This is a genomic window from Chitinophaga sp. (assembly GCF_035538455.1).
Lineage (GTDB): Bacteria > Bacteroidota > Bacteroidia > Chitinophagales > Chitinophagaceae > Chitinophaga.
Map to the genome: position 1 here is coordinate 13,391 of NZ_DATLKJ010000241.1, position 12,883 is coordinate 26,273.

The window sequence follows — 12,883 nt, forward strand, 5'->3', positions numbered from 1 at the left end:
ATCATCTGTATTTGTACCATTGCAATAGATATTCCTTTACCACATTGCCGGAGCGGGGATCGGGCAATACTTCTTCGAAATAGATATAATCGCCGGCGCGCGTCAGCAGTTTTCTGAATAGTACGATCATCAGTGGCTGATAAAAGAAAATGATCTGTGGCTTGTAGTCATCATCCGTCCCCACTTTGCCGGTGTTTTTAGATCTTTTGCGCAGGAACAGGAATACTTGTTCCGGCAATCCGTTCTCAAGTCGCCAGCTTTGCAGCCGGATGAAATAATCCAACTCCGTTTCATGGACAGCCTGCTGCGGTATGGCAGCTGTTTTCACTTGCCAGGTCTTTCTGCGCAGTACCAGCTGCTGCGCATATGTGATACGCGGCCAGCTGTACATCTCCTTGCCATCAACCGGATGCAGCTGCTCATAGCAGGTATCCACAATCTTCACAAAGGCACTGAGCGAAGGGCGGACATCCGGGTTAAAATGTGCCAGCAAACGGTAAAGGTGCGAGCGATTGAAAAAAGATTCGAGGCTGAGATCATAGGTGTATACCTGTTGTGCGCCATTATATAGTACGAGCGTCCCGGAATCAGGGCTATAGCGCACTTCCAGCATAGTGGCCGGCAATCGCTGTTCTTGTGCATAGATATTGTTGCCACCGGGCATACTGATCTCATGTTGCAACAACGGCGGGTGCATATTGGCATTGAAGCTGGAGGCATCGTTCAGTTCTACCATGACCGCACTGCTGTGCATCCGTGTATTAAAGCTGGCAAAGTGCGCTGCCACTTCCTTACCAAACAGTGAGAGGAACCGGCCATTCACTTTGCCCATGCCCGGCAGCACAGCATTGATTACGGCCTGCTGCATCCCGTCTTCTTCAAACAGTTGTACAAACAGACCCCGTGATTGGGAACAGGTATCCGCAGGTATATCCGGAAAAATCTGCGGGTCAAGATGAATCTCGCAGGAATCCGTATCGAGGACTGATTGCAACCGATGCATGATTTCGTTATGCCAGTCGCCCGTTGCCGCCGTCATGTCTTCCCTGGTTTCCAGTTGCGGCTTTTTAACGTGGTAATAATAGTCTCTGTAAAAATCGAAAATCTTTATACTGGCATCTTCGCCGTACTGTTTCAGGAAGAAGGAACACATGCTATCACGCTCCGGCTTCAGATGGTCCAATGGAGAAAGGCTGTGTAGCAGGGTTTCAGCCGCCTGTGTAACAGGCAGTATCGTCTCTTCCGGTAGCGATTCTGCTTCAGGTGTGTAACAGTCCTCATAAAAAATCTGCCTGCCTGTAAAATGGTGATGGGCGAACTGCATCGTATGCAGCACTTTTGGCGGTTCATTGTTCATTGCTCTTTCTGTTGTTATGGGGAGTCCCGCTCCTTCCTGCAACGAACCGAACACACCGTTCACCAGCTCTGCTGTTACCGTGAGTATTACTGCGCGTTCTGCGGCGGCCGCATTCGTATAGGCGTTCCTGTAGTCATGCAACTGGTAGAAAAGATCTTTTATCCGGATCACCTCTTCAGGCGCCGGATGTATATTTTCCAGGAAGCTCAGTAGCCGGCTACTCCAGTCCTCCTCCATCCCCGATACGCCGATACCCGCCTCCAGAATACCGGTGGCGGCCATTTTCAACAGGTAGTCTTTTATAGCGTCCCTGTCAGCATCTTCAATTGCATCAGATAAGAACGTCACCATTTCCGTCAACGTGATACCATCCTGCTGCTGCATAATCAGCTTATTGAGCGCGGTAGCCGGTAGTTGCTGGAAAGATTCAACATTCATATAATTGATGAAGAAATGAAACTTCCCGGTATCTGCTGTTGCAGTAATATTTTTTGAGATGATCAGATGATTATTGAGCACAGGATGACGGCGGATGATAGCCATAAGATAACCGAAGATGCTGTTGTTCAGTTTGAGACGGCTCACCGGCGTCTGCGTTGCTACATTCTTATCGCCCAATGTCATCAGCCCGGTATAAGTGAAGGTGCTGAAGGGCGATGTCTTGAAACTCATACGCGTCAGGTAGCGTAGGAGGCTGATCTCCATTTTATGATCCTTCTGCTTAAACAGCGATGGGTCTTTTCCCGTAAAGTACGGTAGCTGCTCCAGCAATACAGGACTTGAAAGCAGAATCCCCTTTTGTAACGACTCCATCCCAGCCATATTCTGTAAATCCCTGCGGTGACTGCTCATCAGAGCATCGTAGGCCCGCCTGGTTTCGTGTAGCCATGTGCGTACTGATGTTATCTTTTCGCCGTAGATAGCAAAAGCTTCGCGCAGGCCATCATCAAAAAGAGTCTCCAGCTCCGGAAGATGACCTGCGCCCGGCTCTTTGTTATTGTACACTGCTCTTTTCAACTGTATTAGTTTCTGGCGCAACCGGTCATCTTCCAACCGGCCGGCCAATTCGAAAATCCGGTCACAGAGCCGGTCCCGGAGGCTCTTTACTACGTTTTGTTCTTCCTGATAACGGTGAAAGATCATTTCCGCATCCGCCAGTGTCCAGTGATCCAACAGGCGACTGTCAAGCGCCGCATATCTTACCAGGGAATAAGGAAATACAGTAATACTCATGCATATTGGTTTACAAGGTTATCATTTGCCCAGCTCCAGCTGATTCCTGATCAGATGATAGTAACTGCCGTGCGCGGCGGTAAGCTCCGTATGTGTGCCCGATTCCACGATCTCTCCTTTATGCATCACAATGATCTGATCTGCATGTTTCACTGTGCTCAGCCTGTGTGCCACCACGAGGACGGTTTTATCTTTAAAGAATTTATTCAGGTTATTGACGATGGCCAGCTCATTGTTGGCGTCAAGCGAATTGGTGGCCTCATCCAGGAAGATGTAGGAAGGATTGCGATAGATCAGCCGTGCAATGAGCAAGCGCTGCTTCTGCCCTTCACTAAGACCGTATCCGTCTTTGCCGATGACGGTATTATAACCGAAAGGCATCGACAAAATAAATTCGTGCATATTAGCCATAGTAGCAGATTCATAAAGGCGCGCCTCTTCTTTTTCTGCAATACCTCCATAGATGTTATTGGCAACAGTATCACTGAAGATATAGCCATCCTGCATCACTACTCCGCAGCGGCTACGCCAGTCATCAGCGTGTATACCACCGAGCGGTTGACTGCCAACAGTGATGTGGCCTGCAACAGGTTGATAAAATTTCAGCAACAGTTTGAGCAGCGTGCTCTTGCCGCTGCCGCTCATTCCCACAATAGCTGTGACTTTACCGGCAGGAATAGTGAGGTGCACATTCTTCAGCACCAACGGATTGAATGTGTTACCATAACGAAAATTGATGTTATTCAACCGTATATCGCCTGGTGTCGCCGGTATCTCCTGCCTTGACAATCCAGCATCTTCTTCCGGCTCCAGGTATACCTCTGACATGCGTTGGAGACTGAATCGCGTGTTTTGTGCGGCCCGCACAAAGTCCACCAGCTGGATCACCGGCGTATTCAGCTGGCCGCAGATATAAGTGATTGCCAGCATACCGCCAAGACTGATGTGCTCATTCACTACCAACATGGCCGCAGTGAATGAGATCAGCACATTCTTTATTTCATTGATAAAGGCGCCTACGCCCTGCATAGACTGATCAAGCCGCAGGCTTTCCAGCTTGAGGCCGTAAGCTTGCTCCTGCAGTGATTCCCAGGCTACCTTCTTCTCCTCTCCGCTGCCGGTTAATTTTATCTCCTGCATGGCATAGAATACCTCCAGCATCAGTTGCTGATTAGCTGCCAGTACTTTGAATTTTTTCTGATCCAGTCCCTGTCTTTTTTGCTGAAAGGAAACCGACCATAGAAGACTCAATACCGCACCGGCCAGAAACAGCAGGAAGATTCTCCAGTCGTAATACAGTAACACCACACCAAGTACCAGTAAGGTGAGTATGGAAATAACAAAGCTGATAGCAGAGCCGGTAAGAAAATCTTCCACACGCTGATTATCTGTTACCCGCTGCATGTTATCACCCGCCTGGCGGTTATCGAAAAACGGAAATGGCAGCCGCATGAGCTTTGTCAGGAAAGTACGCAGCAATGAGATACTTGTGCGGGCGCCTATCTTCGATAACCAGCGGGCGCGCAGGAAGTCCATCCATGTTTTGCCGATAAACAGCATCAGTTGTCCGAGGCAGATGAGTAGTAATATGTTTACATTTCTCTCCCGGATACCTTTGTCCGCAATCAGTTGCGTGAGCACCGGAATGAGCAGGGAAAAGGCGCAGGCCATGGTAATGCTGATAAGCAGCGGCCATATCGCTTTGCGGTGTTCACGCACATAGGGTAGCAATGACCAGAGGGAGGCTTTGTTGTCATGTTGGTTTTCTAACTCTTCAAAAACGGGCGTTGTTTCCAGGAACAACGCCCTGCCTGTTTCGCGTGCTTCATTTGTTTGCCATGATTGCATAAAATCCTGTCGCTTTACACGGACGATGCGATCCAGCGACGGATCAGCCACAGCGGCGCTGTTGTGGTCGATGTCTACCAATACTACGTAGTGGTTTTTTTCCCAGTGCAGGATGCAGGGCAGCGGCGCCTTTTCTGTGAGCGTCGACAGCGGCAATTCAGCAGACAATGACCTCATGCCAAGTTGTTCCGCTGCCGCCGCAAGACTTGCCAGTGTAGTCCCTTGCTTACCGATGTGACATATGCGCCTGAAGTAGGCTATGGGAAATGATTTCCCATGATATGCCGACACCATTTTCAGGCACGCGGGGCCGCAGTCCATGGAGTCGGCCTGTTTATAAAACGGGAAACTATCGTGATTAAAAAAACGTGTAGCCATGCGCATTATCCTCTTTTCATCGGGTTACTCGATCATTTTTGCAACATTGTTGCTAATATCAGTATTTATTTGCAACTTCGTTGCATTATAAAGGTATTTTTTTAGCAACAAAATGGGAAAGGTCTATATAACCCTTATCAGTAAAGAGTTACAGGTACTTTACCGCAGCAGGGTATTGATACTGGCGGCTATTATTATATGGACAGCTCTGTTGGCGGCCTGTCTCTTTTCGTGGCTGCAATACCGTCAGGCACAGCACACCCGGGAGCAGGCCAACGTGTTGTTCCAGCGACAATGGGGGCAGCAGGTACGGAATCCGCATGACGCGGCCCACTTCGGCACCTACCTCTTCAAACCACTGGATCTGCCGGCAGCTTTCGATCCGGGGCTGAATGACTATGCCGGTACCACGTTTCGTATAGAAGCGCACATGCAGCATGAAGTAGACTTCAGCCAGGCCCAGGGCAGTGATGCCTCTTCGCGCTTCGGGTTGTTCAGTCCTGCGATGGTTTTGCAACTGATCGTACCGTTGCTTATTATGGCCACAGTGTCTTCATCTGTGACATCGGAGAAAGAAGCAGGTACTTACCGCATGCTGCTGATGCAGGGGCGTTATCCGCCTGCTATATTGTGGAGTAAGGTGATGGCAGGTTATATCGTATTTGCCGGCATCCTGTTGCCTTTCTTTGTGATGATGTTACTATCGGTCATATCTGCGGGTAGTGACTGGTGGCTACGCAGCATACTGATCACGGCGGTGTACCTGTTATATTACTTATTGCTCACCGCTATTGCCACCGGCATCTCTGCCCTGAGCAAAGATTCCCGCGCGGCGATGCTGACTGCACTTATCTTCTGGCTATGTACAACTATCCTCCTACCGAAGATAGCGGCAGCACAGGCAGAGAAAAAATATCCGGTGATGTCCAGGTCCGTATTTGAGGATAAGACGAGACAGGGCTTCCTGAAAGGACTTGACGGCCATGATCCATATTATGAAAGAGCTGATCGTTACCTGAAACAACTACTGCAACAGTACCATACCGACAGTGCCGGTCAGTTACCAGTCAACTCATCCGCATTAATCATGCAGCAGGGAGAAGATTACCAGGAAAAAGTTTTCAATCATTATTATAAAGAAGTCGAAGAGGGGTTTTCACAGCAGCAGTCTTTCCTCGACAAAGCAGGCCTGCTGGATCCCTTCATCAGCCTGAAACGCTTTTCCATGTCGATGGCCGCCACTGATTATTATCATCATAATGAATTCTACCGCCAGGCCAGGACGTACCGGAACAAATTCATCCGCACGCTGAACCTGGAACTGGCCAGGCATCCTGATCACGGCGATGGGGACTACAAGGCTGGTCCTGCTTTCTTCCAGCATATCCCATCATTCCGGTATCATCTACCGGATATACGAACGGTCATCCTGCGGCAATGTACTTCATTGCTTACCCTGGGATGCTGGACATTGCTGGCTTTTGTCGGATTATACTTCATTTCAAAACGATTGCTGATCCTTTAATATGTCTCTGGCCACTACTATATTCAGATTTGAATTCAGACAATTATTACGTCAGCCTTCACAGCTGATTATGCTCGCCTTTTATATCATCATCAGCATATACAGCCTGTATGCCGGGCATGCCGTGATCAGCAGGCAGGCAGCGGGTCTTGATAGTCTGCATAAGAATAAGGCTGCGTTGCAACAGGAGCTGCACAAGCGCTTTCATGAAGACACCAGCACCCGCGCCGGCAAGAATCTGGCGGCCAACGCAGGTGTTCCCCAAGTGGTCGAGTTCCGTAACCCGCCTTATGCCACTCATCCGCCACACAGGCTGTCTATGCTGGCCATAGGACAACGTGACCTCCTGCCCTCTTATGATCTTGTGAGTTCGAAGCACGAGATTGTGACACCTCCCAATGCGGAGTTCATCAATGCAGAGAAACTCGCGGCGGGTAATTTTGATCTGTCGTTCGTTATCATCTATCTGTTCCCTTTGCTGGTGATGGCCTGGAGCCATAATTGTTTATCAAAGGAAATGGAGAGCCGTACAGACAAACTACTGGCCATACAGGGCGCATCTATGCGGAAGATCGTGTATTACAAGCTGTTGTTTCGTTTTATTGTTATTGCGCTCATTATTTTCCTGCTGAGTGTTCCCGGTTTCGTTCTTACCATTCCCTACAGCCGTATGAGCATTACAGATGTATTGCTATGGTTATATCTCGCATTGATATACCTTTTGTTCTGGTTTGCGCTCTGCTGGCTGATTATCGGCTTCCGCCAGTCATCACACTGGAATATATTATGCACATTGGGACTATGGCTGCTTTTTGTAATAGTGATACCAGCAGCTATGAACAGTAGCGCCACGCTGATAGCGCCGCCGCCATTACATTCCGAATTGGCGTCTGCACAGCGTGTATGCAAAGAGGAAACCTGGGAGATGCCTGTACCTGCCCTGATTGACAGCTTCTATCAGCGTCATCCCGAATACCATCATCTGCGGCAAACGGGAGATACTGCGGAATTCGGCAACCGCCGCTTCATAGCCTATACAGATCTGCTGGGCGCACGCCTCAACAGGATTATGCAAGCACATGATAAAAGCATGCAACGCTATAATAAAATACTGCTGCGTGGACTTTACTTCAATCCGGTAACACAACTGCAACACTTATTATACGCCAATGCAGAATCCGGACTGGCTAACTATAACGATTACACTATGCAGGTAAACATCTTCCGGGAAAAGTGGATCCGGTTTATGAACAATTATCTGCTGTTTGACAGAAGATTTAAGGAAGAAGAGCTGGACAGCCTGCCTCGCTTCAGTTTCAGCGGAGACGATGCCAAGACCCGAAAGATACTCATTGGCAGTATATCCGTATGGCTGATGATCATCATCATTATCGCCACAGGCAAATTAACACATCCCGGATACTAATTATCAGACATGAATACATTCATTTACACAGCATTGTTGCTTGGCCTGCCATCTGTGCTGGCAGCCCGGCAAAGTATAGATACCAGCATGAGATACCGGCAGCTGCAAAGGATAGAGGTATTATCGCAGCGTGCGAAACTGTTGAAAAAAGACACTCTCTCCTCCTCTCTCAAAACACAACAGCGGCTGCTGGAAATACCGCAGAATATTATCAGCATTTCTTCCGAGCTGCTGCAGCAACAGGGTGGTCTTCAGCTGAAAGATGCCGCACGCAACGCCAGCGGCGTATACTTTGGTTTCAACAGCTCGCTCTTCGACCATTCCTCCTCTATCATGATGAGAGGCTTCAATGCCACCACCACCATCAATGGTATGCCACGCCGTGGCAACTATGGCGCGCTCCTCGATGATCAGACACTATTTGAAAGCGTGGAGGTTGTGAAAGGCCCTGCGGGTTTTATTAATTCTGTAGGGGAAGCCAGCGGTACGATCAATATCAACACCAAAACGCCAGGTAACCGTATGCTCAATGCAGAGATCTCCGGCGGGAGCTTCGGGCTGGCGCGCATAGCCATAGATGCGGGCACACAGGCAAAGGAGAAAGGATTCTCATTCCGCATCAATGCAGTGTATCAGCATATGGGGTCTTATCTGGATGCCATCAAAGCGGATAAATATGTCATCGCCCCTGTTGTGAAATATAATTTTAGCAAGCGAACTTATATGCTGGGAGAATATGATTTTATAAGAGGGGAAACACGCAATGGCACTGACATTACAAAGATACGCTCCGAAGCGGATGCGATGCACGATCGTTTAGGTTTCAACTTCAGCGCGGGGAAGGGATTACCCGCCGCCTACCACCAAACGCAGGTAGCGCGGCTCCTGTTTAATCATGCTTTCAGCAACAGCTGGCAGGTGACGGTGCAATCGCTGTATAACCGGGCGCCCTACAGCTCCTGGAATATGCTGTCGTCTGAAACGTTCACCGGCGTTACCTTTCAACCCGACGGGAAGACAGACAGACTGGCCATGCATGCCGCCATTGGGGGAAGAACATTTGTGTCGCAGGCTTTCGTGAACGGTAAATTCAATACTGGTATACTACAGCATGCCATCCTTGCTGGCGGCGACTTCACAGCCAGCAGGGATACGTTGGCAAATGAATTCGGGTTATATACCTTCCCTTTCTTCAGTGACAGGATTGACTACACGGTACCAAGGGATTCCGTTGGTATCATCAACCCCGCGCGCACCAGCCGTTTTCGTTACAATACAGATTATGCTGCTGCTTTTGTATATGATAACATTAAATTCAATCCACACTGGATACTGACGCTGGGCTTACGGCATACCTGGTTCAACAGTAAACAAACCGCACGCGCAGTCCCCACCAGGCCAGCCAAAGAAACGAAGATCTCACAAAATGCATTTTCTCCACGCGTTGCGCTGACATGGATTGCGGACAGCTCCATGTCTGCCTACTTTTTGTATGACCAGTCGTTTGTACCGCAAAGCGGATTGAAAGCCAGTCCGGATATTAACCCTGAGACCAGGAAGCCGGAAGGCGTGCCGGTAGATCCACAGCGCAACAATAACCTGGAGGTGGGTATCAAAAAGGAATGGGCTCATGGGCGCCTGCTGACCAGCATTGCCGGCTTTCATACCATCAAGAGAAATGTACTGATAGCTGACCCGCAAAATGCATCCCTGGGTTACAAGCGACAGGTAGGAGAACAGACCAGCGATGGTATTGAAGTGGATGTACTGGGAAATATACTGCCGGTACTGTCGGTATCTGCCAACTATACTTATGTAAATGCACGCATCACCAGGGATACTGCCGGTTCTCCGCTGATAGGCAATAAACTTCCCGGAGCGCCGCAACAAATCATCAATACATGGGTACAATACAGCATACCACTGAAGACCAACAGAAGTCTTGCTTTCAGCCTGGGGCAAACGACGCTGATAAAACGTACCACATACACCGACAAATACCTCCCCGACTATACGAAATTCGACGCCGGTATCTGCTTTACTACACCGAAGTACTATGCAAGGCTGATTGCTGACAATATCACTAACAAACGTTACATCAGTTCCGGCGATATCGGCCGTGATTACCCTCTTCCTGATACAGAAAACTACTTCATCATCGAAGGAGAGCCCGTTAACTTCAGGATTACCGTCGGTATAAAACTTTAAAATATCATCACCATGATAGAAGCTATAGCACTCACTAAAAGATATAACGGGCATACTGCGCTGGATGACCTCCACCTTAGTGTGCCTGCCGGCGAGACATTCTGCTTGCTTGGTCAGAACGGCGCCGGAAAAACCACTACTATCAACCTTTTCCTCGGTTTCCTGAAAGCCACTTCCGGTAAGGCTTTCATCAATGGTAAGGAGGTAAACCCTGATGATGCAGAGACCCGGCAACATATCGCCTATATCCCTGAAGTGGTGATGCTCTATAGTTATCTTACGAGCATAGAAAACCTGGATTTCTTTAGCCGTATTGCAGGATACAAGTATAGCAGGCAACAACTGGAGACCTTCCTGATACGGGCGGGTCTTCAGCCCAACGCCTTTCACAAGCCTGTAGGTAACCACAGTAAAGGGATGCGACAGAAAGTAGGTATTGCCATTGCACTGGCCAAAAATGCCGGCGTCATCTTCATGGATGAACCCACGTCCGGTCTTGATCCCAAGGCCACCAGCGAGTTCAATGAGATCGTACAATCTTTAAGCAGGCAGGGCAAAGCCATCTTCATGGCCACGCACGACATCTTCAATGCTGTGACCATTGCCACCAGGATAGGTATCATGAAACAGGGGAAACTGGTACATATTATCGAAGCACGAAGCATCAATGCAGAAGACCTGCAGAAGCTGTACCTGGAAACGATATGAGGGAATTGAAATTGGGGTTAAACAGCAATCGTAAACTTACAGTCCATTGTAATAGGCTACCAGCTTGATCAGGTCTTCATCATTCTTTACATTCAGCTTGTTGCTGCGGATGTATGCTTCCAGTTCGGAGTTTTTGTCGCCGATAGCCTCCAGCACAGCGCGTTCACTTTTCTTGATATTCACAGGCTGGCCGTCTTTAGCAATGAAGTAATTGATGTTTTCGTCTATTTTGCGCACGGTGGTGGCGGAGCCATAAGGTTTGTCTTCACGCAGCACTTTTACTTTTCTTTTCAGCAGCTGTACTTTACCATCCGCCAGTACTTCATAGTATGATTGTGCCGTAGCGCCTTTCACAGGTTTGTAACCGCTGCGGAACTGCTGTAGATGATTATCTTTAAGATCTGTGATAGTAAACGCCTGGGGAAACTCTGCAAAGTAAATAGATTCACCTTGTTTACCTTTGAACAGCGGAGCATCTTCTACCATGTCATATTTCAGCATCAGATCTGTGAATGTTTTGCCTATTTTCATCTGGATGGAGCCTTTAGCCCATTCATCCTGAAGATAGGGCGTGCCTTGCACATCCACGTATTTGGATTCGCGGATAGGTTTACCATCCACACCATCCATATATATCTGTGCATGAGCACTGGTTCCAGCGAGGCAGCCTGCTATTACCAGGCTCGTAAGAAAACGGAATTTCATAAAATCAGTTTTAATCAGGTTAAAAGCGGAACGCTGCAAACGTATATGGCTGCAGCGTTCCGGTTGTTATCAATTCAATGCCTGGCTGTACTTATTTTGTATAACCGTCGTTTTGAGTCATGTTGGGGTTGGCATCCCTTTCTGTCTGCGGGATAGGCGATACACGGCGATAATCACCGTAGTTAACCGCCGTTCCTCCGCCATTCACGAGGTTACGTTTCAGGCGGTTGAGGTCATGAAAACGGTCTCCTTCAAAAGCAAGTTCCTTGCGTCTTTCAGTGATGATATCATCCAGCAACTGTGTACCTGTGGAAGTATACTTCTGGTTAGGATCACGTTCCGCCATAAGCGTATTCAGGTAGCCCTGTGCTTTGGTATCGTCGCCGGTACGGTTAGCTGCTTCGGCTGCGATGAGCACCATTTCAGACATACGCAACACTTTCTTGTTGTCATAATCTTCAGAAATATGCTGGTATTTGTTTACGATCAGCGCTCTCTGTCCACCTCTTTTACCGTCGATGATCAGGGCTTTTCTTACGTCTGTAGTACTGTACAGGTCATAGAGCGGCGTAGTGCAGAGCAGATCGCCATAGCCAAGCTGATTGTACATATTACCCAGTTCGTCATTACCGTTGTTGTTCACTGCATCAGCACCCACTTCAAAGAGTGTTTCCGGAGTAGTAGCCGATGGAGAAGCTTCCGCCCAGTAGCTCGCAACACGGTCTTTTTTCAACAGCACTACGCCGCTGTTACTGATCACATCTTCCGAGTATGTAAGCGCTTTGGCATAATCTCCCATATATAACGCTACTTTGGCCGCCAGGGCGCGGGATGCATATTTGGACATACGCGTAACCGGGCTGCCCTCCTGTGTAAACAGTGGATATGCAGCATCCAGATCTTTTACGATCTGCTGGTATACTTCCTGTACTTTATTACGGGCAGGTTTGGCATCACGGTCATAGTGCAGTACAATGGGCACGCCATCGGAAGCCGGAGCATCTGTATAAGGTTTACCAAATGTTCTGACAAGGTTAAAATATACCAGTGCACGCACGGTCAGTGCTTCCGCCTTGTACTGTTTCCCCAGGTCATCATTAGCAAACTTTTTGTCTACACCGTCAATAACGTTATTGGCGCGCAGAATAGTTTTATAGGCATCCAGCCAGTTAACGGAGTTCGTTGCATCTGTTACCGTCACAGAATATTTGAACTGAGGAATGTAACGACCTGAGTTCTTCACGGAAACCGTGGTGTTATCTCCCATCAGATCACCGATCACCGGAATGGAGCGGCCATAGAAATCTGTTTCTGTAAGACTGGCATAAACGCCGGTCATCGCGTTTTCCACATCGGAAACGCTTTTGAAGGCTTCATCCGTAGGTACGCTGACATACGGCTTCAGGTCCAGGAAATCTTTGCCGCAGGAGCCCAGTAAACCCATTGCGGTAAAACCGGCGACTGCTGTATATAGTTTGATTTGTCTTTTCATCGT

The 12,883-nt window shown here is 48.5% G+C and carries 8 protein-coding genes; 4 read left to right on the forward strand and 4 right to left on the reverse strand.

Going from position 1 to position 12,883, the window contains the following annotated elements; all coding sequences use genetic code 11:
• Position 1: 1 nt before the first annotated feature.
• On the reverse strand, positions 2-2,590 hold the full coding sequence (locus tag VM802_RS28025) for a lantibiotic dehydratase (RefSeq protein ID WP_325537014.1): 2,589 nt from the start codon (positions 2,588-2,590) through the stop codon (positions 2-4).
• Positions 2,591-2,611: 21 nt separating this feature from the next.
• The gene (locus VM802_RS28030) at positions 2,612-4,816 is read right to left on the reverse strand and encodes a peptidase domain-containing ABC transporter (protein ID WP_325537016.1); all 2,205 of its coding nucleotides are present in this window, start codon (positions 4,814-4,816) and stop codon (positions 2,612-2,614) included.
• 112 nt (positions 4,817-4,928) lie between these two features.
• Between VM802_RS28030 and VM802_RS28035 the strand changes: the two genes are divergently transcribed.
• Genes VM802_RS28035 through VM802_RS28050 form a run of 4 tightly spaced genes read left to right on the forward strand, consistent with a single transcriptional unit; the run spans position 4,929 to position 10,683 of the window.
• Positions 4,929-6,341 (forward strand): DUF3526 domain-containing protein, encoded by a 1,413-nt coding sequence (locus VM802_RS28035; RefSeq protein WP_325537018.1) that lies wholly within the window; start codon positions 4,929-4,931, stop codon positions 6,339-6,341.
• 1 nt (position 6,342) lies between these two features.
• A complete protein-coding gene (locus tag VM802_RS28040) occupies positions 6,343-7,767 on the forward strand; it encodes a DUF3526 domain-containing protein (protein ID WP_325537020.1) in 1,425 nt (474 codons plus the stop codon).
• 9 nt (positions 7,768-7,776) lie between these two features.
• On the forward strand, positions 7,777-9,975 hold the full coding sequence (locus VM802_RS28045; protein WP_325537022.1) for a TonB-dependent siderophore receptor: 2,199 nt from the start codon (positions 7,777-7,779) through the stop codon (positions 9,973-9,975).
• 12 nt (positions 9,976-9,987) lie between these two features.
• A complete protein-coding gene (locus tag VM802_RS28050) occupies positions 9,988-10,683 on the forward strand; it encodes an ABC transporter ATP-binding protein (RefSeq protein WP_325537024.1) in 696 nt (231 codons plus the stop codon).
• 36 nt (positions 10,684-10,719) lie between these two features.
• Here the strand turns inward: VM802_RS28050 and VM802_RS28055 are convergent, their stop codons facing one another.
• On the reverse strand, positions 10,720-11,388 hold the full coding sequence (locus VM802_RS28055; protein ID WP_325537026.1) for a hypothetical protein: 669 nt from the start codon (positions 11,386-11,388) through the stop codon (positions 10,720-10,722).
• 91 nt (positions 11,389-11,479) lie between these two features.
• A complete protein-coding gene (locus VM802_RS28060) occupies positions 11,480-12,880 on the reverse strand; it encodes a RagB/SusD family nutrient uptake outer membrane protein (RefSeq protein ID WP_325537028.1) in 1,401 nt (466 codons plus the stop codon).
• Positions 12,881-12,883 lie beyond the last annotated feature (3 nt).

What these genes read in the sequence shown, in the direction of transcription:
- VM802_RS28025 (WP_325537014.1), bottom strand. Translation starts at nt 2,590, where the DNA reads ATGAGTATTACTGTATTTCCTTATTCCCTGGTAAGATATGCGGCGCTT.
- VM802_RS28030 (WP_325537016.1), bottom strand. Translation starts at nt 4,816, where the DNA reads ATGGCTACACGTTTTTTTAATCACGATAGTTTCCCGTTTTATAAACAG.
- VM802_RS28035 (WP_325537018.1), top strand. Translation starts at nt 4,929, where the DNA reads ATGGGAAAGGTCTATATAACCCTTATCAGTAAAGAGTTACAGGTACTT.
- VM802_RS28040 (WP_325537020.1), top strand. Translation starts at nt 6,343, where the DNA reads ATGTCTCTGGCCACTACTATATTCAGATTTGAATTCAGACAATTATTA.
- VM802_RS28045 (WP_325537022.1), top strand. Translation starts at nt 7,777, where the DNA reads ATGAATACATTCATTTACACAGCATTGTTGCTTGGCCTGCCATCTGTG.
- VM802_RS28050 (WP_325537024.1), top strand. Translation starts at nt 9,988, where the DNA reads ATGATAGAAGCTATAGCACTCACTAAAAGATATAACGGGCATACTGCG.
- VM802_RS28055 (WP_325537026.1), bottom strand. Translation starts at nt 11,388, where the DNA reads ATGAAATTCCGTTTTCTTACGAGCCTGGTAATAGCAGGCTGCCTCGCT.
- VM802_RS28060 (WP_325537028.1), bottom strand. Translation starts at nt 12,880, where the DNA reads ATGAAAAGACAAATCAAACTATATACAGCAGTCGCCGGTTTTACCGCA.